Genomic DNA, 25,806 nt, shown 5'->3' with positions numbered 1-25,806 from the left:
CTACCTGGATGCTTTGCTCGACCCCCTGTAGGAGCGAGCTTGCTCGCGATGGTCGTTAACGATGACGCGCGCGGTCTGAAAGAACGCGGCGCCTTCAAATTCATCGCGAGCAGGCTCGCTCCTACAAGGTTATCCACAAGCCGTTAGAAATCCTTGCACAACCGCAACGCGTCGTAGATCGCCGCGTGCACGTTACGCTGGGCCACGCAGTCGCCGATGCGGAACAGCAAATAGCCGTCGCCACTCTGCTCCAGGCAAGGTTGTGGCTTGATCGCGAACAAGGCTTCGACGTCGATCTGGCCTTTGTTGCGCGAGCCTTCCTTCAGCGCGTAGTAGATTTCTTCGTCCGGGCGCACGCCGTTTTCCACGACCACCTGGTCCACCACCCGCTCCTCTTTGGCGCCGGTGTATTCGTTTTCCAGTACCGCCACCAGCTTGTCGCCTTCGCGGTAGACCTTCTCGAGCATCATGTCGCCGGTCATGATCACTTCTTTCGGGTACATGCTGCGGTAGTAAGTCGGGAACGACGTACCGCCAATTGCCACGCCCGGCTTGATGTCGTCGGTGACGATCTCGACCTGGCTGCCCTTGTCGGCGAGGAAGTCCGCCGTGGACATGCCGGTGAATTCACAGATGGTGTCGTAGACCAGCACGTTCTTGCCCGGTGCCACCTTGCCATCGAGGACGTCCCAGCTGCTGACCACCAGGCCTTCGGCCGCGCCCCAATGCTCGTTCTGCTCCAGGAACGGATGACCGCCGACCGCCAGCACCACCACGTCCGGACGCAAGTCCATGATGGTCGGCGCATCCGCCGCCGTGCCCAGGCGCAGGTCGACTTTCAGGCGTGCAAGTTCCAGTTGATACCAGCGGGTGATACCGGCGATCTGGTCCCGTTGCGGCGCTTTCGAGGCCGTGGTGATTTGCCCGCCGATGAATTCTTTCTTCTCGAACAAGGTCACGTCGTGGCCACGTTCAGCGGCCACACGTGCCGCTTCCATCCCCGCAGGACCGGCACCGACCACCACCACTTTGCGTTTCACGCCGGTGGTTTTCTCGATGATGTGCGGCACGCCCATGTATTCACGGGAAGTGGCCGCGTTCTGGATGCACAGCACATCCAGGCCTTGGTACTGACGGTCGATGCAGTAGTTGGCGCCGACGCATTGTTTGATCTGGTCGATCTGGCCCATCTTGATCTTGGCGATCAGGTGCGGGTCAGCGATGTGGGCGCGGGTCATGCCGACCATGTCCACGTAACCGCCTTCCAGAATGCGGGTGGCCTGGTTCGGGTCCTTGATGTTCTGCGCGTGCAGCACCGGAACCTTGACCACTTCCTTGATGCCGGCGGCCAGGTGCAGGAACGGCTCCGGTGGATAACTCATGTTCGGAATCACGTTGGCCAGGGTGTTGTGAGTGTCACAACCCGAACCCACGACACCGATGAAATCCAGCATGCCGGTGTCGTCGTAGTATTTGGCGATCTGCTTCATGTCCTCGTGGGACAGGCCGTCCGGGTGGAACTCGTCACCGCAGATACGCATGCCCACGCAGAAATCGTCGCCAACCTCGGCACGCACCGCTTTCAACACTTCAAGGCCGAACTTCATGCGGCCTTCGAAGGTGCCGCCCCATTCGTCGGTACGCTTGTTGACCCGTGGGCTCCAGAACTGGTCGATCATGTGCTGGTGCACCGCCGACAGCTCGACACCGTCCAGGCCACCGGCCTTGGCGCGGCGCGCGGCTTGAGCGTAGTTACCGATTACCCGCCAGATCTCTTCCGGCTCGATGGTTTTGCAGGTGGCACGGTGTACCGGCTCGCGTATGCCCGACGGCGACATCAGCGTCGGCCAGTTGAAGCCGTCCCAACGGGAACGACGGCCCATGTGGGTAATCTGGATCATGATCTTGGCGCCGTGCTTGTGCATGGCGTCGGCCAGATTCTGGAAGTGCGGAATGATGCGGTCGGTGGACAGGTTCACCGAGCTCCACCATTCCTGCGGGCTGTCGATGGCCACCACGGACGAACCGCCGCAGATCGCCAGGCCGATCCCGCCCTTGGCCTTCTCTTCGTAATACTTGACGTACCGGTCGGTGGTCATGCCGCCGTCGGTGGCATAGACCTCGGCGTGCGCGGTGCTGAGCACGCGGTTGCGGATGGTCAGTTTGCCGATCTGGATCGGCTGGAACATTGCTTCGAAAGCCATGGCGGGTTCCTCGACTTACAACGGCTTGACGATGAACAAGCCGTCTTCGTGGCCCTCTTCGGAGCCACCGTAGACTTGCTCGGCCACGGTGCGGATCTGGCTGCCGCGAGCGGCGAGGATCTGATCCATCGCACCGGCAAACCAGCCGGTGAACATGTAGTCGACCTTGCGCCCGACCTTGCCGTAGACGTAGACGAACGCCGAGTGTTCGAGCTTGACGCTGGCGGTGCCTTTGTCGAGGTCAATGTCCTGGATCTTGAACAGGCCCCAGCCGCGCTGCGACAGACGCTTCATGTAGTGCTCGAACACCGCGACGCCTTCCAGGCCGTGGCATTCAGCTTCTTTCTCGCACCAGTGCCAGGCGGACTTGTAGCCGGCCTTGTAGAGGATCTCGGCGTAGGCTTCGGCGCCCAGCACTTCCTCGATGCCCATGTGGTTGTTGACGAAGAAATGGCGCGGCACGTACAGCATCGGCAGGGCGTCGGACGTCCAGACACCGGTCTCGCTGTCGACTTCGATAGGCAATTGCGGGGCGATCTTGGCCATGGAAACTTAACTCCAGAAGAATTTTGGTGTTGCCTGCGGCGCGGATGGCCGCAGGTAAGGATTCAGAAGTGCGGCGGCTTATTCGCCCCAAACATCTTTCAGGACGTTCACCCAGTTCTCGCCCATGATCTTGCGCACCACACGCTCGGAGTGGCCGCGCTTGAGCAGGGTCTCGGTCAGGTTCGGGAACTCGCCCACGGTACGGATGCCTAGCGGGTTGATGATCTTGCCGAAGCTGGTCAGGCGGCGGGCGTAGCCCTTGTCGTGGGTCAGGTACTCGAAGAAGTCCTGGCCATGGCCCTGGGTAAAGTCGGTGCCGATGCCGATGGCGTCTTCGCCGACGATGTTCATGGTGTATTCGATGGCTTCGGCGTAGTCGTCGATGGTCGAATCGATGCCCTTGGCCAGGAACGGCGCGAACATGGTCACGCCGACGAAACCACCGTGATCGGCGATGAACTTCAGTTCTTCATCGGACTTGTTGCGCGGGTGAATCTTCAGGCCCGACGGCAGGCAGTGGGAATAGCAGACCGGTTTCTTCGATTCGAGGATGACTTCTTCGGAAGTCTTGGAGCCGACGTGGGACAGGTCGCACATGACGCCAACGCGGTTCATCTCGGCGACGATTTCACGACCGAAGCCCGACAGGCCGCCGTCACGCTCGTAGCAACCGGTGCCCACCAGATTCTGGGTGTTGTAGCACATCTGCACGATACCGACGCCGAGCTGCTTGAACACCTCGACATAGCCGATCTGGTCTTCAAAGGCGTGGGCGTTCTGGAAACCGAAGAGGATGCCGGTCTTGCCCTGCTCCTTGGCCTTGCGGATATCGGCGGTGGTACGCACCGGAATCACCAGGTCGCTGTTCTCGCGGATCAGTTTCTGGCTGGCGGCAATGTTGTTGACGGTGGCCTGGAAGCCCTCCCACACCGAAACGGTGCAGTTGGCCGCGGTCAGGCCGCCCTTGCGCATGTCTTCGAACAGCTCACGGTTCCACTTGGCAATAATCAGCCCGTCGATAACGATACTGTCGGCGTGCAATTCGGCTGGGCTCATCAGGCTGTCCCCTTGTTGGCGATTCATGCGCCGAATCGTCTGCCGGCGCTTTGGGGCCAGCATATGCCTCGGTGCCTTGGCAGCCGGGTGCAAAAACGACAGGGGAATTGCCGAAAGCGTCAATCCGCGACAAAGGGTCGTCGACGGGCGCAATCTGCTACCTGTTCAAGGCCTTCCGCTTGGGCCAGAATTCGCCGCATCTCTTGAGGCTTTACTGGAAGCTTTACTGGAATAAGGGGCGGCAACGTAATGAAATCCATCATCCTGGCTTTGGCGCTGATTGCGACCGGCGTACACGCGGCGGAGGAATCCGACGACAACCCTTGCGACAAAGTCGAAAACGACGTCCAGACCCTGGAATGCTCGGCTTACAGCAAATCCACCGCCGAAGAGCTATTGAGCGAAAACCTCAAAAGCCTGAACGAGCGCATGCAGTCGCTCTACGGCAAGAACCCGTCGCAACTGACCGACATCACCGCCAGGATCAAGGCCGCCCAGCAGCAGTGGACGAAGACCCGCGACGCCGACTGCGCCGTCGAAGCCTTCCCGGCCACCGCCGGCAGCAAGGCCTTCACCATTGCGCAAAATGATTGCGTGGCGCGGATGAGTGACGAGCGGTCGGAGTTTTTGGAGTCGATTGGGCAGGAGTAATCCCTGGTTAGCCGTCGAAAGCTGGAACCAACTCCAGCTTTCAGCCCCAAAAATCCCTCTTCCTACAAACCATTCTGACTCTCCCGACTCTTCCTGGCGGAACGAGCATTTTTGGCATTCGTTTCCAGCAATATCTCGATAAGTTTCGCTTGTTGGCCATCTGAAAAATATAAGCAAAGATTCGCAAATCTTATAAAAGACTTATATTCTTCATGAACAGCATTCACTGGACTCGAAAGGCCGTTAAGCAACTCTTGAGATTGCATTCCGTTCACCAGATTCAGGTTCGTGATGCCATCACGGCGCTGGCTGACATGCCCAATGTGGGTCAAGTCAAAGCACTGGTTGGTCATAACCACTCTTACCGGCTACGCGTCGGTAATTATCGGGTCATGTTCGACTGGGATGGCGCGATCAAAGTGGTCAGTATTCAAGAGGTCAAAAAACGCGATGAACGCACCTACTGATGTTCAAATCATCAACGATGAATACGGCAACCCCGCATTCGTGGTCATCCCCTATGCGCAGTATCTGGCGCAAAAAATCGAGCCCAACCTGATCCCCCACGATGTAGTCAGTCGCGTGGTCGATGGCGCCACACCCATCCGCGCCTGGCGCGAACACTTGAACCTTACTCAGGATGAAGTGGCCAAACGGATGGGGATTTCCCAACCGGCTTTCGCCCAGCAAGAAACAGTCGCCAAGCCGCGCAAGGCCACCCGCGAAAAAATCGCTGCGGCTTTTGGCATCAACGCCAGTCAACTAGAGCTGTAAGCTGCACGCCTTCAGCCAGTAAAGGGATTCAACATGAAAGTCTGCGGCATCGAAATCAAGGGCAGCGAAGCGATTATCGCCGTGGCCATGCTGGAGGGTCAGGCGCTGGGCCATGTTGCCCTCGCCACCAAGAAAATCGCCCTCGACGATGACGACGAAGCCGCCAACGTCAAGGTGTTTGCGGCTCAGGTGGCGTCCTTTGTTCGCGAAAATGCCATTGATCGCATCGCGATCAAGAAGCGCAGCAAGAAAGGCGAGTTCGCCGGTGGACCGACCACGTTCAAGATCGAGGGTGTGTTCCAGTTGCTGGAAAGTTGCGAGGTGACGCTGCTGTCGCCGCAGACCATCAATGCGCAGAGCAAGAAACACGACTTTGAACTGCCGGGGACGCTGAACAAGTATCAGCATGAGGCCTACAAGGCGGCGTGTTCGGCGCTGATGAAGAAGTAACCGGTATTCCTGACAGAACAAATTAACGGTGGGAGCCAGCCTGCTGGCGATGGCGGTGCATCAGTCGATATTTGAGTGTCTGACAGACCGCTATCGCCAGCAGGCTGGCTCCCACAGTTTTTTCGGTGTTTTCAGGATCACGCTTTGGCAGTACGCCGGTCCTCCCGCGGACACCGCTCAAACCTCGCCCGATAACTGCGAGTGAAATACGACGGCGACTCAAATCCGCAGGCAATGCTGACTTCCAGCACGCTCATGTCGGTCTGACGCAGCAATTGCCGGGCCTTCTCCAGCCTCAGTCGCAGATAGAAATTGCTCGGCGTGTCGTTCAGGTGCAGGCGAAACAGGCGCTCCAGCTGACGCCGGGTGACCTTGATCGATTCCGCCAGTTCCAGCGTGCTCAGCGGTGGCTCGCTGTGCTGCTCCATTTCACCGATCACCTGCACCAGTTTCTTGTTGCTGATGCCATAACGCGTGGCGACTTCCATGCGCTGGTGGTCTTTGCGCGGGCGGATGCGGCCGAGTACGAACTGTTCGCTGACCTGGATCGCCAGCTCCGGGCCGTGGGCTTGAGCGATCAGATCGAGCATCAGGTCGATGGAGGCCGTGCCGCCCGCCGACGTGATGCGCCGACGGTCGATTTCGAACAACTCCTGGGTGACGCTGAGCTGCGGGTAGGACTCCTTGAAGGCATCGATGGCTTCCCAGTGCAGGGTCAGGCGATGACCGTCGAGCAGGCCCGCTTCCGCGAGGATGAAACTGCCGGTGTCGATGGCGCCGAGGGTCACGCCTTCGTTGTCCAGCCGTCGTAGCCAGTGCTCCAGCGTCGGGGTGGCGAACTTCAGCGGTTCGAAACCGGCGACCACTAACAAAGTCGCGCCTTTTTTCAGCGGCTCCAGCGCCGCGTCGGCGTTAACCGACATGCCGTTGCTGGCCAGCACTGCCCCGCCATCGGCGCTCAATACATGCCAGCGATACAGCTCGCCGCGAAAGCGATTGGCGACCCGCAAGGGCTCGATGGCCGAGATAAATCCAATGGCCGAGAAACCCGGCATCAACAAGAAATAGAAATCCTGGGACATGGAGCGCACTCGGCTGGCGGTAACGAGAGGGCGGGTAGCGTGTTGATGTTGATACGCCACTTACCAGCGGCATTCAAGAGCACAGGTCGCCGCAGTGCAAGAGCTGGTCGCCGCAGTGCGCTTTCATGGCGCCTTAGCTGCGTAACTTGGCATCACCGGCGCGCCAGACGCCGGAACTCACAATAACGAACTGCCGAGGAAACCTGAGATGAAACGACTGATCAGCAGCTGTGTTCTTGCACTCAGCGGTACCGCTTTCCTGAGCGCCAGTGTCATGGCCGCCGAACCCGCCGCGTGCCAGAACGTGCGCATGGGTGTAGTGAACTGGACCGACGTGATCGCCACCAGCGCCATGACCCAGGTATTGCTCGATGGCCTCGGCTACAACACCAAACAAACCAGCGCCTCCCAGCAGATCATTTTCGCCGGGATCCGTGATCAGCGCCTCGACCTGTTCCTGGGTTACTGGAACCCGCTGATGACCCAGACCATCACCCCGTTCGTCGACGCCAACCAGGTCAAGGTGCTGCAAGCGCCGAGCCTCAAGGATGCACGCGCCACCCTCGCCGTGCCGACTTACCTGGCGGACAAGGGCCTGAAAACCTTCGCCGACATCGCCAAGTTCGAAAAAGAACTGGGCGGCAAAATCTACGGCATCGAACCGGGCTCGGGCGCCAACACCCAGATCAAGGCGATGATCGCCAAGAACCAGTTTGGCCTCGGCAAGTTCCAGTTGGTCGAGTCCAGCGAGGCCGGCATGCTCGCCGCGGTGGATCGCGCCGTGCGCCGCAACGAAGCCGTGGTGTTCTTCGGCTGGGCGCCGCACCCGATGAACGTCAACGTCAAGATGACCTACCTCACCGGCAGCGACGACGCCCTCGGCCCGAACGAAGGCAGCGCCACCGTGTGGACCGTGACCGCGCCGAAATACGCCGAGCAATGCCCGAACATCGGCCGCCTGCTGAGCAACCTGACGTTCACCGCCGAAGACGAGAGCCGGATGATGCAGCCGCTGCTCGATCACAAGGACGCCTTCGAATCCGCCAGGCAATGGCTCAAGGATCACCCGCAGGACAAACAACGCTGGCTCGAAGGCGTCACCACCTTCGATGGCAAACCGGCTGCTCAAAACCTGCAACTGACCAGCAAATGACGCACCCGTAACACGACCCGGATCGAACCACCGATTCGCAGCCCGAAAGGGCTGCGAACAGACTACTCACGCCTGCAAGGAACCACCTCATGAACCACGACGTCATCATCACCTGCGCACTCACCGGTGCTGGCGACACGACCGCCAAGAGCCCACATGTGCCGGTCACCCCGAAACAAATCGCCGCTGCCGCCGTGGAAGCCGCGAAGGCCGGCGCCACTGTGGTTCACTGCCACGTTCGCGACCCTGAAACCGGCAAGTTCAGCCGAGATGTCGCGCTGTACCGTGAGGTGATGGAGCGCATTCGCGAAGCCGACGTCGACATCATCGTCAACCTGACCGCCGGCATGGGCGGCGACCTGGAAATCGGCGCTGGCGAGAACCCGATGGAGTTCGGCCCGAACACTGACCTGGTCGGCCCGCTGACCCGCCTGGCTCACGTAGAAGAACTGCTGCCGGAAATCTGCACCCTCGATTGCGGCACCCTGAACTTCGGCGACGGCGACACCATTTACGTCTCCACCCCGGCGCAACTGCGCGCTGGCGCCAAACGCATTCAAGAGCTGGGCGTGAAGGCCGAGCTGGAAATTTTCGACACCGGCCACCTGTGGTTCGCCAAACAGATGATCAAGGAAGGCCTGCTCGACAACCCGCTGTTCCAGCTGTGCCTGGGCATCCCATGGGGCGCGCCGGCTGACACCACCACCATGAAAGCCATGGTCGACAATCTGCCGGCCGACGCGGTCTGGGCCGGTTTCGGCATCGGTCGCATGCAAATGCCGATGGCTGCGCAAGCGGTGCTGCTCGGCGGCAACGTGCGAGTCGGCCTGGAAGACAACCTGTGGCTGGACAAAGGCGTGCTGGCGACCAACGGCCAACTGGTCGAACGGGCCTCGGAAATCCTCAGCCGCCTCGGTGCCCGCGTGCTCACCCCGGCTGAAGGCCGCAAGAAAATGGGCCTGACCCAGCGCGGTTAACCCCTCCTTTTCCCCTGTAGGAGCGAGCTTGCTCGCGAAAAAGGTACAGCCGACGCCACTCAGCGCCTGGAATACAATCGCGAGCAGGCTCGCTCCTACAAGGATCACCGAACTATTCAGGAAGTTGCCATGAGCTTTATCACCGAAATCAAAACCTTCGCCGCCCTGGGCAGTGGAGTCATCGGCAGCGGTTGGGTGTCCCGCGCCCTCGCCCACGGTCTCGACGTTGTGGCCTGGGACCCGGCGCCCGGTGCCGAGGCAGCCTTGCGCAAACGCGTTGCCAACGCCTGGGGAGCCCTGGAAAAACAAGGCCTGGCCCCTGGCGCCTCACAGGATCGCCTGCGCTTTGTCGCGACCATCGAAGAATGCGTTCGCGACGCCGATTTCATCCAGGAAAGTGCCCCGGAACGCCTGGAACTGAAACTGGAACTGCACAGCAAAATCAGCGCCGCCGCCAAGCCCGACGCGTTGATCGGCTCCAGCACTTCCGGCCTGTTGCCGAGCGAATTCTACGAGAGCGCCACACACCCGGAACGCTGCGTGGTCGGCCATCCGTTCAACCCGGTTTACCTGCTGCCATTGGTCGAAGTGGTCGGTGGCAAAAACACCGCACCTGAAGCGGTACAAGCGGCGATGAACGTCTATGAATCCCTCGGCATGCGCCCGTTGCATGTACGCAAGGAAGTACCGGGCTTCATCGCCGACCGCTTGCTCGAAGCGTTGTGGCGCGAGGCGCTGCACCTGGTCAACGACGGCGTGGCGACCACCGGTGAAATCGACGACGCGATTCGTTTCGGCGCGGGCCTGCGCTGGTCGTTCATGGGCACCTTCCTGACCTACACCCTGGCCGGCGGCGATGCCGGCATGCGCCACTTCATGGCACAGTTCGGCCCGGCGCTGCAGTTGCCGTGGACCTACCTGCCGGCGCCGGAGCTGACCGACAAGTTGATCGATGACGTGGTCGATGGCACCCGCGAGCAATTGGGCAAACACAGCATTTCGGCGCTGGAGCGCTATCGTGATGACTGCCTGCTGGCGGTGCTGGAGGCGGTGAAGACCACCAAAGAGAAGCATGGGATGAGCTTTAGCGAATAACAGGTCTGGCCCCATCGCGGGCAAGCCCGCTCCCACAGGTTTTGTGAACAGCGCAAGAACTGTGGGAGCGGGCTTGCCCGCGATGAGGGCGGCGCAGTCACTACACCTATTGGATAAGTCCTCATGCCCACCCTCACCACTTACAGCACCACAATCATCCCCGATTGGGTCGACTACAACGGCCACCTGCGCGACGCGTTTTATCTGCTGATTTTCAGCTATGCCACCGATGCGCTGATGGACCGGCTAGGCATGGACAGCAACAACCGCGAAGCCAGCGGCCACTCGTTGTTTACCCTGGAGTTGCACCTCAACTACCTGCATGAAGTGAAACTCGACGCTGACGTTGAAGTGCACACGCAGATCATCGGTCACGACAGCAAACGCCTGTACCTCTATCACAGCCTGCATCTTGTGGGCGATGACAAGGCGCTGGCGGGCAACGAGCAAATGCTGCTGCATGTCGACCTCGCCGGGCCGCGTTCCGCGCCCTTCAGCGAAGACACCCTGGGCCGACTGCAAGCCATGGTCGCCGAACAAACCGACCTGCCAACCCCCGAGTACATTGGCCGAGTGATCGCGTTACCCCCAAAAAAATAACAAGGAGATCGCCATGAACACCGCCGCCGCTTTTGCCGACTTCCGTACTTACCCGTTGATCAGCGCGCTGAAGGGCGTGCAGGTCATGGACGATCATGTTCTGGTGGAGTGGGCCGACAACCGCGTCAGCCCGTTTCATCATCAGTGGCTACGGGACAACTGCCCATGCCCGCAATGCGTCTACACCGTCACCCGCGAGCAGGTCCTGGAGATCGTCGACGTTCCGGAACACCTGATGCCCGCAGAGGCCAGCGTCGATGCTGAAGGTTGCCTGCGCGTCCAGTGGCAGGACGGCCACCTCAGCCGCTTCGATCCGGGCTGGCTGCGCGCCCACGCGTATGACGACGAATCCCGTGCCGAGCGCCAGGCTGGCAAACCGAAGGCCAGGCTCTGGCACAGCGATCTGCAACTGCCGGTTTTCGACTACGCGGCGCTGATGCAGGACAACGACGCTTTGCTGCAATGGCTGCTGGCGGTTCGCGATGTCGGCCTGACCCAGGTCCGTGGCGTGCCCACCGAGCCCGGCTCATTGAAGTTGATCGCGCAGCGGATTTCGTTCATTCGCGAAAGCAATTTCGGCGTGCTGTTCAACGTGCAATCCAAGGCCGATGCCGACAGCAACGCCTACACCGCTTTCAACCTGCCGTTGCACAGCGATTTGCCGACCCGTGAGCTGCAACCGGGGCAGCAGTTCCTGCATTGCCTGGTCAACGACGCCGAGGGTGGCGAGAGCATTTTTGTCGACGGCTTTGCCATCGCCGAGGCGTTGCGCCAGGAAGATCCGCAAGCCTTTCAAAGCCTCTGCGAAATCCCGGTGGAGTTCCGCAACAAGGACCGTCACAGCGACTACCGCTGCCTCGCGCCGATCATCGCCCTGAACGCTTCAGGACAGGTGTCGGAAATCCGCATGGCCAACTTTCTGCGCGGCCCGTTCGATGCGTCGGTGGAGCAGATGCCCCGGCTGTATCGTGCCTATCGGCGCTTTATCGCGATGACGCGCGAACCCCGGTTCCGCTTGATGCAACGACTCAATCCTGGCGAACTCTGGTGCTTCGACAACCGCCGTACGCTGCACGCCCGCAACGCCTTCGACCCTGCCACCGGTGCCCGACATTTCCAGGGTTGCTATGTGGACCGCGATGAGTTGTTGTCGCGCATCCTGGTATTGCAACGCTAGACCGCGTCACACCTCCCCTGTGGGAGCTGGCTTGCCAGCGATGGCGGTGCACCTGTCACACCGCGTCGCCCCATTCGCCAGCAAGCCGGCTCCTACAGACAGGCCAAAAAAAGCCCCGATCAAGCCGTGACAAGATCGAGGCAGAAGGTACTGTTGAGGAGCTGCGCGCGAGGGTGACCAAACCTTCGTGAAGCCAGCTGAATCCAGTGTGCCCACTCCCTTGACCGGGAAGTTAGCCGAAAACGACCTGTTCATAGCCAATGCGGCCATTGCGACAATTCGCCCTTGCCCCCACTTCGCACCCCTACCAGAATCGAGCCACGACACCGTTCCCAGAAGAAGGATTTGCGTCATGATGCACGCCGATTTGATTGACCAGGAAGACCTGTTGGGCCAGCTCAAGGCATTGGGTTTTCAAGTACCGAACGGCTCCACGGCCGAGCAGGCTTGCGAATGTGCGGTACGAGGTTTGAACAACGAACGGGCGATCGTGCTGCGCACGATGGTCAAGCAGATGTACACCAGCAGCGCGACCATCCTGCCCGCCGTGCGCCAGGCCATCGACAGGCAATTGCTGCCGGCGTTGGCGGAGTATCAGCAGAGCCACCGCGCCTGATAGATCCCATCGCGAGCCAGCTCGCTCCCACATGGGATTGGCGTTGAACACACCCTCTGTGAACAACCCAAAAACCTGTGGAAGCGAGCTGGCTCGCGATGAAGTCCCCTCGGTTTAGAGCCTTACACTGGCAAATGTCGACTCGTTGCGCGCCTGACTCAACGCTGACAACGGTCCGGACAACGGCGACAGCACCAGCGCTTGCGGCAGCGGCATCATCGCCACCTGCTGGGTGGTATTGGAGCCTACGCGCTCGTCACGCGGCGGAATGCCGAAGTATTCGCGGTAGCACTTGGAGAAGTGCGGCGTGGACACGAAGCCACAGACCGACGCCACTTCGATGATCGACATCGGCGTTTGCTTGAGCAATTGCCGTGCGCGGATCAGGCGCAGTTTCAGGTAGTAACGCGACGGCGAGCAGTGCAGGTACTTCTGGAACAGCCGCTCCAGCTGACGACGGGACACGGCGACATACACCGCCAGTTCGTCGAGGTCGATCGGCTCTTCGAGGTTGGCCTCCATCAGCGCGACGATTTCCTGCAATTTCGGCTGGTTGGTGCCGAGCATGTGCTTGAGCGGCACGCGCTGGTGATCCTGTTCGTTGCGGATACGCTCGTAGACGAACATCTCGGAAATCGCGGCCGACAGTTCACGACCGTGATCGCGGCTGATCAGGTGCAGCATCATGTCCAGGGGCGCGGTGCCACCGGAACTGGTGAAGCGGTTACGGTCGAGGGTGAACAGACGCGTACTCATGGCTACACGCGGGAAGGCTTCCTGCATCGCGGCCAGGCATTCCCAGTGCACGCTGCAGTCGAAACCGTCCAGCAGGCCGGCGCACGCCAGCGCCCAGCTGCCGGTGCAGACCGCGCCAAGGCGACGGGACTGACGCGCCTGGCTCTGCAGCCATGACACGTGTTCGCGGGTAACAGTGCGTTGAATACCGATACCGCCGCAGACAATCACGGTGTCCAGGGGTGGTGCTTTGTGCATGGAGGCGTCGGGGGTGATCTGCAGACCGTCACTGGCCCAGACCTGACCGCCATCGACTGTGAGGGTGGTCCAGCGATACAGCTCGCGACCGGACAATTGGTTGGCCATTCGCAGAGGCTCCACAGCGGAAGCCAGGGAAATCAGCGTGAAATTGTCCAGCAGCAAAAAGCCGATGGATTGAGGCGCACGGTTCTGGGGTTGGGCCCCTGAGTTGAACGACGTCATCGCGGTATCTCCTCACACAAAGCGGGTGATGGCCTCAGGCGGAGGCTCTTGTTATTGCCATCGTTCTCGCGTGGGAGACGGGCTTTGTAATGACAGAGCAAATGCCATGCCTAAATTTGAATGCGCGTTCAATAACTCCTAAAAACGACGTCGGAATGAGTCTGCATATGACGCGCGGCGAGTAGGGTTAAGGCGGCCATCAGGCGGGACTGGTGCGCTGCCCCGTTGCGTGTGAGCAAATCGGTAGCACTTGTGGGAACAGGGCTGAAACGATGCGGAAAAGAGTGTCACCGCAGGCACAGGTGACAGGCGGTCAGGGTCCCTGGCGATCCCTGACCTCGGGGTCATGATTTACCTGTTTGCGACGCGCCAAAAGGTGGCGCGTTTGAGATCGGATGTTCACTTAGCGCGCAGTTTTGACTGGTCTGACGCTATCGCTGGCCAGCCAGCTCCCACAGTGATGTGTGGTGTGATCCAGATATCAGACACACCGAAGAACCTGTGGGAGCTGGCTTGCCAGCGATTGGGGCCACCTCGGTCTCAGCACTCTACAGCGCTGACCGCCAACCCACCCCGCGACGTCTCCTTATATTTGTCATGCATGTCGGCACCCGTATCGCGCATGGTGCGGATCACCCGATCCAGGGAGATGAAATGCTGACCATCGCCGCGCAAGGCCATCTGTGCCGCGTTGATCGCTTTGACGGCGGCAATCGCGTTGCGCTCGATGCACGGCACCTGCACCAGCCCGCCCACCGGGTCGCAGGTCAGGCCGAGGTTATGTTCGAGGCCGATTTCCGCTGCGTTGCACAGTTGCTCCGGCGTGGCGCCGAGGATTTGCGCCAGCCCGGCCGCGGCCATGGCGCAGGCCGAACCGACCTCCCCCTGGCAACCGACTTCGGCACCGGAGATCGAAGCGTTTTTCTTGCACAGAATCCCGACGGCCGCCGCGCTGAGGAAGTAGTCGACGACGTTGGCGTCGGTCACGTCTTCGCTGAACTTCATAAAGTAGTGCAACACCGCCGGAATGATCCCCGCCGCGCCATTGGTCGGTGCCGTGACCATGCGCCCGCCGGCCGCGTTTTCTTCGTTGACCGCCAGGGCGAACAGGTTGACCCACTCCATGGCGCTGAGCGTCGAGCCGATCACGTTGGGTTTGTTCAACTCCTGCAGGCTGCGATGCAGCTTGGCCGCGCGCCGGCGCACATTCAGGCCGCCGGGCAGAATGCCTTCGTGCTTGAGGCCATGATCCACGCAATCCTGCATGGCGCGCCAGAGCGTCATCAGGCCGCTGCGTATTTCGTCTTCGCTGCGCCAGACCTTCTCGTTGGCCATCATTAATTCAGCCACACGCAAGTCGTGCTTTTTGCACAGTTCCAACAGCTCGGCGGCGCTGGAGAAATCGTAAGGTAATACGGTGCTGTCGAGGTCGACGACACCGCTGGATGCCTGGGCTTCATCGACGACAAAACCACCGCCGACTGAATAGTAGGTGTCGCGATGCAACTCACCCTGATCGTCTTCGACAATCAGGGTCATGGCGTTGGGATGGAACGGCAGGTTCTCGTCGATCAGGCGCATGTCGCGGCCCCAGATGAATGGCACCGACAAACGACCGTCGAGCAACAGCGTATGGGTTTCGCGCAGGGTGGCGATGCGAATGCCGATTTGCGACGGATCGATCGCATCCGGCCATTCGCCCATCAGGCCCATGATCACCGCATTGTCGCTGCCGTGGCCGATGCCCGTGGCCGACAACGAACCGAAAAGCCGGACTTCGACGCGCCGTACTTGCTCCAGCAACCCGCGTTCACGCAAGCCTTGCACGAACAGCGCCGCCGCCCGCATAGGCCCCACGGTGTGCGAACTGGAAGGGCCGATGCCGATTTTGAACAGGTCGAAAACACTGATAGCCATTACTGCCGGACTCCTGGATGTGCCAATTCCAGGCGCAAAAGCGCCCGGTGACGGAGCTGCTACGCTCAAGCTGCAATCCGTCAGGATGGCCGCATCATCAGGCTTTTAATGTGTCGCTCGGCGTCTCACACCGACGCACTCATGCCCACTAACGCCGCGTGTCTTTTACGTCGCGTTTTCGCCGTTTTTTCGCGAGGCGCAGAGGGAAATCGGGCTGAAAAAAGCTGTAAACGACGTCACTGACACTGGATGCGACCATCCCTGTACTGGTTACGACGCACCCTGTAGGCGTCAGATTTTCACTGGTACATGATCGTATCGACTCGATTGCAAGGCGCCGTGGTAGAGCTGTCTCCAAAACGCCATCCAACCGCAACCCATAAGTGCGGTGGTCCCAGTCGGAACACTGCCAAAAAAAACACCAAGGAGTCCATCCATGAAAGGTTCCCCGTCGTTGTTGTTGGCCGCCATGCTTAGTCTGCCGCTCCTGGCGCAAGCCGCCGAGCCGGCACAATGCAGTACCGTAAACTTCTCCGATGTCGGCTGGACCGACATCACCGCGACAACCGCAACCACCAGCGTCGTACTCGATGCCCTCGGCTACAAGACCAAGACCACAATGATTTCCGTGCCGGTGACCTACAAGTCGCTGGCCGATGGCAAGAACATGGATGTCTTCCTGGGGAACTGGATGCCGACCATGGAAAACGACATCAAGGCCTACCGCGATGCCGGCACCGTGGACACCGTGCGCACCAACCTCAAAGGCGCCAAATACACCCTGGCGGTCCCACAGGCCCTGTATGACAAAGGCCTGCACGATTTCGCCGACATCGCCAAGTTCAAGAAAGAGCTCGATGGCAAGATCTACGGGATCGAACCGGGCAATGACGGTAACCGCCTGATCCAGAGTATGATCGACAAGAACGCCTTCGGCCTCAAAGACGCCGGTTTCAAAGTGGTTGAATCCAGTGAAGCCGGCATGCTCTCCCAGGTCGACCGCGCGCAGAAACGCGACACCGCCGTGGTGTTCCTCGGCTGGGCCCCCCACCCGATGAACAAGCGTTTCAAAATCCAATACCTCACCGGCGGCGACGATTATTTCGGCCCGGATTTCGGTGCAGCAACCGTCCTGACCAATACCCGCAAGGGGTACGCCCAGGAATGCAGCAACGTGGGTCAGTTGCTGAAGAATCTGGAGTTCACTGTCGACATGGAAAGCACCCTCATGGGCAACATCCTGGACGACAAGATGAAGCCTGACGCGGCCGCCAAGGCCTGGCTGAAAAAGAATCCACAGGTGCTCGATACCTGGCTCGCTGGCGTGACCACCATTGACGGTAAACCAGGCCTGGAGGCCGTGAAAGCCAAGCTCGCGCAGTAATCGCTTACGCCGGGCGGGCTAGCCCGCCCGGGCTGTTTATTTCCTTGCATGCGGACGTTCACTACCATGCTGATTGATCAGAAAATCCCCCTAGGCCAGTACATCGCGGGCTTCGTTGAATGGTTGACGCAACACGGCGCCAGCACCTTCGACGCAATCGCCGTGACACTGGAAACGATGATCCACGGCGTGACTTTTGCGCTGACCTGGTTCAACCCGCTGGCATTGATCGGCCTCATCGCGCTACTGGCACACTTCATCCAACGCAAATGGGGCCTGACCGTATTCGTCATTGCCTCCTTTCTGCTGATCCTCAATCTGGGTTACTGGCAGGAAACCATGGAAACCCTCGCCCAGGTGATGTTCGCCACCCTGGTCTGCGTAGTCATCGGTGTCCCCCTGGGCATCGTCGCCGCGCACAAACCGATGTTCTACACGCTGATGCGTCCGGTACTCGATCTGATGCAGACCGTACCGACGTTCGTGTACCTCATTCCTACCCTGACCCTTTTCGGTCTGGGTGTGGTCCCGGGCCTGATTTCGACGGTGGTGTTCGCGATTGCCGCGCCCATCCGCCTGACCTACCTGGGTATCCGCGATGTTCCGGAAGAATTGATGGACGCCGGCAAGGCCTTTGGCTGCTCGCGCCGTCAGTTGCTCTCGCGAATCGAACTGCCCCACGCCATGCCAAGCATCGCGGCCGGCATCACCCAGTGCATCATGCTGTCGTTGTCGATGGTGGTGATCGCGGCACTGGTGGGCGCCGATGGCCTGGGCAAACCGGTGGTCAACGCACTGAATACCGCTGATATCGCCCTGGGCTTCGAAGCCGGCCTGGCGATCGTACTGCTGGCGATCATGCTCGACCGTATCTGCAAACAACCCGACGCCAAAGTAGGGGGTGACGCATGAGCATTATTCGCTTCGATAACGTCGACGTTATCTTCTCCAAGGATCCACGCGAGGCACTCAAGCTGCTGGATCAAGGCATGACCCGTAACGAGATCCTGAAAAAGACCGGGCAGATCGTGGGGGTCGAAAAGGCCAGCCTGGATATCGAAAAAGGTGAAATCTGCGTACTGATGGGCTTGTCCGGTTCCGGCAAATCCAGCCTGTTGCGCTGCATCAACGGCCTCAACACCGTCAGCCGCGGCAAGCTGTTCGTCGAGCACGAAGGCAAGCAGATCGACATTGCGTCCTGTACCCCCGCAGAACTGAAAATGATGCGCACCAAGCGCATTGCGATGGTGTTCCAGAAGTTCGCCCTGATGCCCTGGCTGACAGTGCGCGAGAACATCAGCTTCGGCCTCGAAATGCAGGGCCGTCCCGAGAAAGAACGGCGCAAACTGGTGGACGACAAGCTTGAGCTGGTGGGCCTGACCCAGTGGCGCAACAAGAAACCCAACGAGCTGTCCGGTGGTATGCAACAACGCGTGGGCCTGGCCCGCGCCCTGGCGATGGACGCCGACATTCTGCTGATGGACGAACCGTTCTCGGCGCTCGACCCGCTGATCCGCCAGGGCCTGCAGGACGAACTGCTGGAACTGCAACGCAAGCTGAGCAAAACCATTGTGTTCGTGAGCCACGACCTCGATGAAGCCCTGAAGCTCGGCAGCCGTATCGCGATCATGAAAGACGGCCGGATCATCCAGTACAGCGTGCCGGAAGAGATCGTGCTGAACCCGGCGGACGACTACGTGCGAACCTTCGTGGCCCACACCAACCCGCTGAACGTCCTGTGCGGTCGCAGCCTGATGCGCACCCTGGACAACTGCAAGCGCATCAACGGTTCGGTATGCCTCGATCCTGGCGGCGATTCCTGGCTGGACCTGGCGGAAGGCAACACCATCAAGGGCGCACGCCAGAACGGCTCGGCACTGGACCTGCAGAACTGGGTACCGGGTCAGGCGGTGGAAGGTTTGGGTCGTCGGCCAACGCTGGTGGATTCGAACATCGGCATGCGCGATGCACTGCAGATTCGTTATCAGACCGGCAACAAACTGGTGCTGCACGACAACAACCACGTGGTCGGGATCCTCGGCGACAGCGAGCTGTACCACGCGCTGCTCGGCAAGAACCTGGGGTAAGGCAACACACACAAAAACGCCGCGAGAGGATCGCGGCGTTTTTGTTTATCGGGATATAGGGCAATCCAGAGTTGAATCTGATGCCCCCATCGCCAGCAGGCTGGCTCCCACAGGGGCATGTATTCCAATGTGGGAGCCAGCCTGCTGGCGATGAAGCGGACGCGGTGCTTCAGACCCAAACACCGCGCACTTGCTGTTTAGCTGTACACCCGGCCAAGGAGCTGCCGATGGCTTTCAAACTGATCGAGCACGTCACGGGTGATCTGATCCTGGGTGAAGCCCATCAAGTCGTAGTCCTGGCTGCCGTTGTGCAGGTACACCTCGGCGCGGTAGTAACGCTGGCGCGTTTCATCCGACTGAGCCGATTCGGTTGGCGTGGCCAGGTAGCCGTCCAGGCTCACTTCGTAGACAAACGGGTTGCCCTCTTCCATCTCGACCCGCACGCCCATGCAACGCTTGGACTTGCCCAGCAGCGTCTGAACTTCCAGGCCTTGAGCACGCATTTGCGCCGTCGCATCCTGCAACGCCGGACTCACATGCTTGTCCATGAAACGCTGAACGATCGACTGGCTCGGTTGCAGGTCCAGTTGCGTCAAGCGCTCGCTGAAACCACGACGACCGCGCGCCGCCAACTCGGCTTGTTCCTGTTCGATCTGCACGTCCTGGCGCATGGCCTTGTGCAAGCCGAACATGAAGAACACCAGCACCACCGAGAACGGCAAACCAGCCAGCACGACCATGGTTTGCATCGCTTCGAAGTTACCGGCGAACAGCAGGCCAATGGTCACCAGGGTGATCACCACCGACCAGAAGATCCGCAGCCAGTGCGGGGCGTCTTCATCGACGTTGCCGCCCTTGCACGAAAGGTTGGCCATCATCACCGCGCCGGAATCCGCCGGGGTCAGGAACAGCACGAAACCGACAAAGATCGACACGCCGATCACAACCTTCGACGCCGGGTAATGCTCCAGCAATTGGTAGATCGCCATGGACGGCTGCTCCAGCGCCGTCTTGCCGAGCTCCACCGCACCGTGGTTCATCACCAGGTCCAGCGCCGAGTTACCGAAGATCGACAGCCACGCCAGGGTGAAACCCAGCGGAATCAGCAGCACGCCGGCCACCATCTCACGCACCGTGCGACCACGGGAGATACGCGCGACGAACATGCCCACGAATGGCGCCCAGGAAATCCACCAGGCCCAGTAGAACAGGGTCCACAGGCCCAACCAGCGGTCGGACTTCTCACTGTCGCCTTCGTACACATAGAGGTCGAAGGTTTTCAGCACCACGCCGTTCAGGTAATCACCGACGTTCTGCACAAAGCCGTTGAGCAGGTGCAGGGTCGGGCCGAACAGCAGCACGAAAATCAGCAGGCCGCTGAACAGCACGATGTTCAGGTTGGACAGACGACGGATGCCGTTTTCCACACCCGACACCGCAGCGATGGTCGCCACGGTGCTCATCACGATGATGACGATCAGCAGGTTGGTGTTGCTGTGCTGCATGCCGAACAGGTTTTCAAGGCCCGACGACACTTGCAGCGAACCAATCCCCAGGTTGGTCACCAGACCCAACAGGGTCACGAACATGCCGAAGCCGTCCACCGCATGACCCGCCGCGCCCTTGACCCACCGTTCGCCCACCAGCGGGTACAACGCCGAACGCAACGCCAGCGGCTGGTTATGCCGATAGGCAAAGTACGCCACGGCCAGGCCGACCAGCGCATAGATCGCCCAGCCGTGCAGGCCCCAGTGCAGGAATGTCAGCTGAACCGCCTGACGCGCGGCGAGGTTGCTGCCCGCCACGCCTTCCGGCGGGTTGAAATAGTGGTCCAGCGGCTCGGACGCACCGAAGTACAACAGCGAGATGCCGATACCCGACGAGAACAGCATCCCCGCCCAGGCGCCGTAGCTGAAGTCCGGCGTGTCGTCCTTGCTGCCGAGCTTGAGCTTGCCGTAGGACGAAAACGCCAGGCCGACGACGAAAATCAGATAGGCGGCGATCACCACCATGTAGTACCAGCCGAAGCTGCGGGACAACCAGGCCTGAGCGGTGCCGAGCATTCTGCCGGCCTCTTGCGGGGCGATGATCAGAATGGCGGTCAACAACAGAATCAACGCGGTAGAGGTGTAGAACACCCAACCGTTGACCGTCACCTTTTCTGGTGGGGTCTTTATTAGCGAGGCAGAACTCATGGCACAGATGCTCCAGGCAGTGCGAGAGAAGAACGCAAGGCAGTGTGGTACCCGACCAATCGGTTAGTGGGCAGCCGACCGGTGGGTGATATAAAGACACGCCGAAAAAAGCCCGAAGCCCCGCAGACGCCAGCGCGTACAGGGTTCGAGCGTTTTCGGATGCCGGTTTTTCGCCATTTACATGTAGGAAAAATCTGTAAGCAGCGACGATTTGTCGCAGATCTTATTCTTTGTTGATTGAACGTTCAATCAAAACAAAATAGACTGGCCTCAGTCCGGTGGTCGTTCTTCGTCCGCCGGAAGGCCTAAGGAGATGTGCAAGATGCCCAAGGTCGGTATGCAACCCATCCGTCGCCAGCAATTGATCGAAGCCACTTTGCAGGCCGTCGATCAGGTCGGAATGGGGGACGCCAGCATTGCGCTGATCGCCCGTTTGGCCGGTGTCTCGAATGGCATCATCAGTCACTATTTTCAGGACAAGAACGGCCTGATCGCCGCCACGATGCGGTATCTGATGAGCGTCCTGAGCGAGAGCGTCACCCTGCGCCGACAGGCGCTGGCGGATGACAGCCCCCGGGCGCATCTGCGGGTGATCATCGAAGGCAACTTCGACGCCAGCCAGGTCAATGGCCCGGCAATGAAAACCTGGCTGGCCTTCTGGGCCACCAGCATGCACCAGCCGTCTTTGCACAGGTTGCAGCGGATCAACGATCACCGTCTGTATTCCAACCTGTGCTGCCAGTTCCGCCGCGTGTTGCCGCTCGATCAAGCGCGCAGCGCCGCCCGTGGACTGGCAGCCCTCATTGACGGGTTGTGGTTGCGCGGCGCGTTGTCGGGAGACGCTTTCGACACCGGGCAGGCGCAGCAGATCGCTTACGAATACATGGATATCCAATTGGCCAAGCAGGTGAGTTAGAGCACACATAACCGCTCGACCCCTGAACCGCCACCGACCCGCGACGCCAAGGCTGCACGGCACGCCCGGTGGTTAACGCCAACCACTTATGCTCTTGCGAGGACAATATGGCCCGTTTCGAACTGCAAAAACTCTACATCGATGGCGCGTACTCCGACGCCAGCAGCGACGCCACTTTCGAAGCCATCAACCCGGCTAACGGTGAAGTCCTCGCAAAGGTACAGCGTGCAACCAAGGACGACGTCGAGCGCGCGGTGGTCAGCGCTGAAAAGGGTCAGAAAATCTGGGCGGCAATGACCGCGATGGAGCGTTCGCGCATCCTGCGTCGCGCCGTGGACATCCTGCGTGAGCGCAACGATGAGCTGGCCGCCCTGGAAACCCTGGACACCGGCAAGGCATATTCCGAAACCCGCTACGTCGACATCGTCACCGGCGCTGACGTGCTGGAGTACTACGCAGGTCTGGTGCCCGCCATCGAAGGCGAACAGATCCCGCTGCGGACCACCTCGTTCGTCTACACCCGTCGCGAGCCGCTGGGCGTCGTGGCCGGTATCGGCGCGTGGAACTACCCGATTCAGATCGCCCTGTGGAAATCCGCGCCAGCCCTGGCGGCCGGTAACGCGATGATCTTCAAGCCAAGCGAAGTCACTTCCCTGACGACCCTGAAACTGGCCGAGATCTACACCGAGGCTGGCCTGCCAGCTGGCGTGTTCAACGTTCTGACCGGCAGCGGCCGCGAAGTCGGCACCTGGCTGACCGAGCACCCGCGCATCGAAAAAGTTTCGTTCACCGGCGGCACCGACACCGGCAAGAAAGTCATGGCCAGCGCTTCGAGCTCTTCGCTCAAGGACGTGACCATGGAACTGGGCGGCAAATCCCCGCTGATCATCTGCGACGACGCCGACCTCGATCGCGCTGCCGACACCGCAATGATGGCCAACTTCTACAGCTCCGGTCAGGTCTGCACCAACGGCACTCGCGTATTCGTGCCGAAGCACCTCAAAGCTGCTTTCGAAGCCAAGATCGTTGAACGCGTTGCGCGCATCCGAGTCGGCAATCCGCAAGACGAAAACACCAACTTCGGCCCGCTGGTCAGCTTCGCCCACATGGAAAGCGTGCTGGGCTACATCGCCAAGGGCAAGGAAGAAGGTGCCCGCCTGCTGTGCGGCGGCGAACGTCTTACCGACGGTGAATTCGCCAAGGGCGCGTTCGTGGCCCCGACCGTGTTCACTGACTGCACTGACGACATGACCATCGTCCGTGAAGAAATCTTTGGCCCGGTGATGGCGATCCTCACCTACGAAACCGAAGAAGAAGTGATCCGTCGCGCCAACGACACCGACTTCGGCCTGGCCGCCGGTATCGTCACCCGCGACCTGAACCGCGCTCACCGCGTGATTCATCAACTGGAAGCCGGTATCTGCTGGATCAACGCCTGGGGCGAATCCGACGCCAAGATGCCGGTTGGCGGTTACAAGCAGTCGGGTGTGGGTCGTGAGAATGGCATCAGCTCGCTGAACAACTTCACCCGCATCAAATCGGTACAGGTCGAGCTGGGTGAGTACGTCTCGGTATTTTGATTAGCTGATCCAGCTACAAGCGGCAAGCTTCAAGCTGCAAGTAAAAGCAGTTTGGTTTGCCGCTCAATCTCAGCACCGCTCGCTGCTCTCTCTTGCAGCTTGAAGCTTGCAGCTTGAAACTCCCGGAGGGCCTATGTCCCAAGAATTCGATTACATCATCATCGGTGCCGGCTCGGCCGGTAACACCCTGGCGACCCGTCTGACTGAAGACGAAGGCGTCACCGTCCTGCTGCTCGAAGCGGGCGGCCCGGACTACCGTTCCGACTTCCGCACGCAGATGCCGGCCGCCCTGGCGTTCCCGCTGCAAGGGCGTCGCTACAACTGGGCCTACGAAACCGATCCGGAACCCCACATGGACGGTCGTCGCATGGAGTGCGGGCGCGGCAAGGGCCTGGGCGGTTCTTCGCTGATCAACGGCATGTGCTACATCCGCGGCAACGCCATGGACTACGACGGCTGGGCCAAACTGCCAGGCCTGGAAGACTGGTCGTATCTGGACTGCCTGCCGTATTTCCGCAAAGCGGAAACACGCGACATCGGCCCCAACGACTACCATGGTGGCGAAGGCCCGGTCAGCGTGACCACGCCCAAGGCCGGCAACAACCCGCTGTTCCACGCCATGGTCGAGGCCGGCGTGCAGGCCGGTTACCCGCGTACCGAAGACTTGAACGGCTACCAGCAAGAAGGCTTCGGCCCGATGGACCGTACCGTGACGCCCAAGGGCCGTCGCTCCAGTACCGCGCGCGGCTACCTGGACATCGCCAAGAAGCGTTCGACCCTGACCATCGTTACCCACGCCCTGACCGACAAGATCCTGTTCGAAGGCAAGCGTGCGGTCGGCGTGCGTTACCTGGTCGGCGCCGCCGAAGAGCGTGTCGAGGTCAAGGCACGCAAGGAAGTGCTGTTGTGCTCCGGCGCCATCGCTTCGCCGCAGATCCTGCAACGCTCCGGTGTCGGCCCGGCCGAACTGTTGAAAAAGCTCGATATTCCGGTGGTCCACGACCTGCCGGGCGTCGGTGAAAACCTGCAGGACCACCTTGAGCTGTACCTGCAATACGCGTGCACCCAACCGGTCTCGCTGTACCCATCGCTGTTGTGGTGGAACCAGCCGGCCATCGGTGCCGAATGGCTGTTCAACGGCACCGGCATCGGCGCCAGCAACCAGTTCGAAGCCGGCGGTTTCATCCGCACCCGTCCGGAATTCGAGTGGCCGAACATCCAATACCACTTCCTGCCGGTAGCGATTAACTACAACGGCAGCAACGGTGTGAAAGAGCACGGCTTCCAGGCGCACATGGGGTCCATGCGTTCGCCGAGCCGCGGGCGTATCCAGGCCAAGTCCAAGGACCCGCGCCAGCACCCGAGCATCCTGTTCAACTACATGGCCACCGAGCAGGACTGGCAGGAGTTCCGCGACGGCATCCGCCTGACCCGCGAAATCATGCAACAGCCGGCACTGGACGCCTTCCGTGGCCGCGAAATCAGCCCCGGCATCGACGTGCAAACCGACGAGCAACTGGACAAGTTCATCCGCGAGCACGCTGAAACCGCGTTCCACCCGTCCTGCTCGTGCAAGATGGGCACCGACGAGATGGCCGTGGTCGATGGCGAAGGTCGCGTGCATGGCATGCAGGGTCTGCGCGTGGTCGACGCCTCGATCATGCCGATCATCACCACCGGCAACCTCAACGCGCCCACGATCATGATCGCCGAGAAAATCGCCGACAAGATCCGTGGTCGCAAGCCACTGCCACGCAGCAAGGCTGCCTACTACGTGGCCGGAGATGCGCCGGTGAAGGGCAAGCCGGTGCGGGAAGTGAGCCAGGCAACTCAGTAACAGTTCACAAACGGCCTCAATCAAAACCGCCAACCTTTCCGGGTTGGCGGTTTTTTTTGGCTAACACGATCTACTTACACAAAAATCCTCACATCAAGTAACTAAAAATAAACTAAAGCCACCGAACAAAAAACTCGTAACACTTGCGTTCAGACCCACTTAAAAACTTCCATTACTATCCGCGCCCCGCTCCACGGGACAGGAGAAATTTCAATGGAAATCAATAGTATGCCTAGCTTCTACCGAACCAAAGAACCCAGTTATTTTAAGGGTCGAATATCGACAGCCTAT

At 60.2% G+C, this 25,806-nt stretch carries 23 protein-coding genes; 16 read left to right on the top strand and 7 right to left on the bottom strand.

Annotated elements, in window-relative coordinates:
* Positions 1-143 precede the first annotated feature (143 nt).
* The 3 genes from dgcA to BLV61_RS17610 form a co-directional block, all read right to left on the bottom strand.
* Complete coding sequence (gene dgcA / locus BLV61_RS17620) at positions 144-2,204, bottom strand: dimethylglycine demethylation protein DgcA (RefSeq protein WP_047534324.1); 2,061 nt, start codon at positions 2,202-2,204, stop codon at positions 144-146.
* A 15-nt stretch (positions 2,205-2,219) separates the two neighbouring features.
* Positions 2,220-2,750 (bottom strand): DUF5943 domain-containing protein, encoded by a 531-nt coding sequence (locus BLV61_RS17615; RefSeq protein ID WP_047534325.1) that lies wholly within the window; start codon positions 2,748-2,750, stop codon positions 2,220-2,222.
* 78 nt (positions 2,751-2,828) lie between these two features.
* Positions 2,829-3,806, bottom strand: coding sequence for a dipeptidase (locus BLV61_RS17610; RefSeq protein ID WP_008033250.1), 978 nt, complete (start codon positions 3,804-3,806; stop codon positions 2,829-2,831).
* A 249-nt stretch (positions 3,807-4,055) separates the two neighbouring features.
* Here BLV61_RS17610 and BLV61_RS17600 point away from each other — a divergent pair, with 249 nt between their 5' ends.
* The 4 genes from BLV61_RS17600 (at position 4,056) to BLV61_RS17585 (ending at position 5,681) form a co-directional block, all read left to right on the top strand.
* The gene (locus BLV61_RS17600; protein WP_047534326.1) at positions 4,056-4,457 is read left to right on the top strand and encodes a lysozyme inhibitor LprI family protein; all 402 of its coding nucleotides are present in this window, start codon (positions 4,056-4,058) and stop codon (positions 4,455-4,457) included.
* 212 nt (positions 4,458-4,669) lie between these two features.
* The gene (locus BLV61_RS17595; protein ID WP_090466679.1) at positions 4,670-4,924 is read left to right on the top strand and encodes a type II toxin-antitoxin system RelE family toxin; all 255 of its coding nucleotides are present in this window, start codon (positions 4,670-4,672) and stop codon (positions 4,922-4,924) included.
* Positions 4,908-5,231 carry a helix-turn-helix domain-containing protein gene (locus tag BLV61_RS17590; protein WP_090466677.1) on the top strand — a complete coding sequence of 108 codons (324 nt, stop codon included), beginning with the start codon at positions 4,908-4,910 and terminating at the stop codon, positions 5,229-5,231. The genes BLV61_RS17595 and BLV61_RS17590 overlap by 17 nt, the downstream gene beginning before the upstream one ends.
* Before the next feature lie 33 nt (positions 5,232-5,264).
* On the top strand, positions 5,265-5,681 hold the full coding sequence (locus BLV61_RS17585; protein WP_047534327.1) for a DUF3010 family protein: 417 nt from the start codon (positions 5,265-5,267) through the stop codon (positions 5,679-5,681).
* A gap of 137 nt (positions 5,682-5,818) precedes the next feature.
* On the opposite strand, the gene BLV61_RS17580 is transcribed toward BLV61_RS17585, so the two are convergent.
* Positions 5,819-6,763 (bottom strand): GlxA family transcriptional regulator, encoded by a 945-nt coding sequence (locus BLV61_RS17580; protein ID WP_090466675.1) that lies wholly within the window; start codon positions 6,761-6,763, stop codon positions 5,819-5,821.
* Positions 6,764-6,971: 208 nt separating this feature from the next.
* Between BLV61_RS17580 and BLV61_RS17575 the strand changes: the two genes are divergently transcribed.
* The 6 genes from BLV61_RS17575 to BLV61_RS17550 all read left to right on the top strand — a co-directional run bounded on the left by BLV61_RS17575 (position 6,972) and on the right by BLV61_RS17550 (position 12,381).
* A complete protein-coding gene (locus tag BLV61_RS17575) occupies positions 6,972-7,916 on the top strand; it encodes a choline ABC transporter substrate-binding protein (protein WP_047534331.1) in 945 nt (314 codons plus the stop codon).
* 89 nt (positions 7,917-8,005) lie between these two features.
* A complete protein-coding gene (cdhC, locus tag BLV61_RS17570; RefSeq protein ID WP_090466673.1) occupies positions 8,006-8,893 on the top strand; it encodes a 3-dehydrocarnitine:acetyl-CoA trimethylamine transferase CdhC in 888 nt (295 codons plus the stop codon).
* Between the two features lie 129 nt (positions 8,894-9,022).
* Positions 9,023-9,988 (top strand): L-carnitine dehydrogenase, encoded by a 966-nt coding sequence (locus BLV61_RS17565; protein WP_090466671.1) that lies wholly within the window; start codon positions 9,023-9,025, stop codon positions 9,986-9,988.
* 123 nt (positions 9,989-10,111) lie between these two features.
* A complete protein-coding gene (locus tag BLV61_RS17560; RefSeq protein WP_090466669.1) occupies positions 10,112-10,588 on the top strand; it encodes a thioesterase family protein in 477 nt (158 codons plus the stop codon).
* Positions 10,589-10,601: 13 nt separating this feature from the next.
* Entirely contained in the window at positions 10,602-11,765 is a 1,164-nt protein-coding gene (locus tag BLV61_RS17555) for a gamma-butyrobetaine dioxygenase (RefSeq protein WP_090466667.1), read from the top strand.
* 352 nt (positions 11,766-12,117) lie between these two features.
* Positions 12,118-12,381 (top strand): hypothetical protein, encoded by a 264-nt coding sequence (locus tag BLV61_RS17550; RefSeq protein ID WP_090466665.1) that lies wholly within the window; start codon positions 12,118-12,120, stop codon positions 12,379-12,381.
* A gap of 114 nt (positions 12,382-12,495) precedes the next feature.
* Here BLV61_RS17550 and gbdR read toward each other — a convergent pair whose 3' ends face one another.
* Together gbdR and BLV61_RS17540 are read right to left on the bottom strand one after the other, a co-directional pair.
* Positions 12,496-13,599, bottom strand: a complete 1,104-nt coding sequence (gene gbdR, locus BLV61_RS17545) for a choline metabolism transcriptional regulator GbdR (protein WP_047534337.1) — start codon at positions 13,597-13,599, stop codon at positions 12,496-12,498.
* A 540-nt stretch (positions 13,600-14,139) separates the two neighbouring features.
* On the bottom strand, positions 14,140-15,516 hold the full coding sequence (locus tag BLV61_RS17540) for an L-serine ammonia-lyase (RefSeq protein WP_090466662.1): 1,377 nt from the start codon (positions 15,514-15,516) through the stop codon (positions 14,140-14,142).
* A 436-nt stretch (positions 15,517-15,952) separates the two neighbouring features.
* Here BLV61_RS17540 and BLV61_RS17535 point away from each other — a divergent pair, with 436 nt between their 5' ends.
* From BLV61_RS17535 to choV, 3 genes are all read left to right on the top strand, one after another.
* Positions 15,953-16,900, top strand: coding sequence for a choline ABC transporter substrate-binding protein (locus tag BLV61_RS17535; RefSeq protein ID WP_090466661.1), 948 nt, complete (start codon positions 15,953-15,955; stop codon positions 16,898-16,900).
* Positions 16,901-16,966: 66 nt separating this feature from the next.
* A complete protein-coding gene (choW, locus tag BLV61_RS17530) occupies positions 16,967-17,812 on the top strand; it encodes a choline ABC transporter permease subunit (RefSeq protein WP_090466659.1) in 846 nt (281 codons plus the stop codon).
* Positions 17,809-18,987 (top strand): choline ABC transporter ATP-binding protein, encoded by a 1,179-nt coding sequence (gene choV, locus BLV61_RS17525; RefSeq protein WP_047534342.1) that lies wholly within the window; start codon positions 17,809-17,811, stop codon positions 18,985-18,987. Before choW ends, choV begins: the two co-directional genes overlap by 4 nt.
* Before the next feature lie 197 nt (positions 18,988-19,184).
* On the opposite strand, the gene BLV61_RS17520 is transcribed toward choV, so the two are convergent.
* Positions 19,185-21,125, bottom strand: coding sequence for a BCCT family transporter (locus BLV61_RS17520; RefSeq protein WP_236693156.1), 1,941 nt, complete (start codon positions 21,123-21,125; stop codon positions 19,185-19,187).
* Between the two features lie 379 nt (positions 21,126-21,504).
* Here BLV61_RS17520 and betI point away from each other — a divergent pair, with 379 nt between their 5' ends.
* From betI to betA, 3 genes are all read left to right on the top strand, one after another.
* Positions 21,505-22,098 (top strand): transcriptional regulator BetI, encoded by a 594-nt coding sequence (betI, locus tag BLV61_RS17515; RefSeq protein ID WP_047534344.1) that lies wholly within the window; start codon positions 21,505-21,507, stop codon positions 22,096-22,098.
* Between the two features lie 107 nt (positions 22,099-22,205).
* Entirely contained in the window at positions 22,206-23,678 is a 1,473-nt protein-coding gene (gene betB, locus BLV61_RS17510; RefSeq protein ID WP_090466657.1) for a betaine-aldehyde dehydrogenase, read from the top strand.
* Positions 23,679-23,811: 133 nt separating this feature from the next.
* Positions 23,812-25,515: a choline dehydrogenase gene (gene betA, locus BLV61_RS17505; RefSeq protein WP_090466655.1), complete on the top strand. Its 1,704-nt coding sequence runs from the start codon at positions 23,812-23,814 to the stop codon at positions 25,513-25,515.
* Positions 25,516-25,806: the final 291 nt, after the last annotated feature.

The sequence above is a fragment of the Pseudomonas mohnii genome (assembly GCF_900105115.1).
In the GTDB taxonomy this organism is placed as follows: domain Bacteria; phylum Pseudomonadota; class Gammaproteobacteria; order Pseudomonadales; family Pseudomonadaceae; genus Aquipseudomonas; species Aquipseudomonas mohnii.
This window is presented reverse-complemented; position numbering and strand designations above follow the sequence as displayed.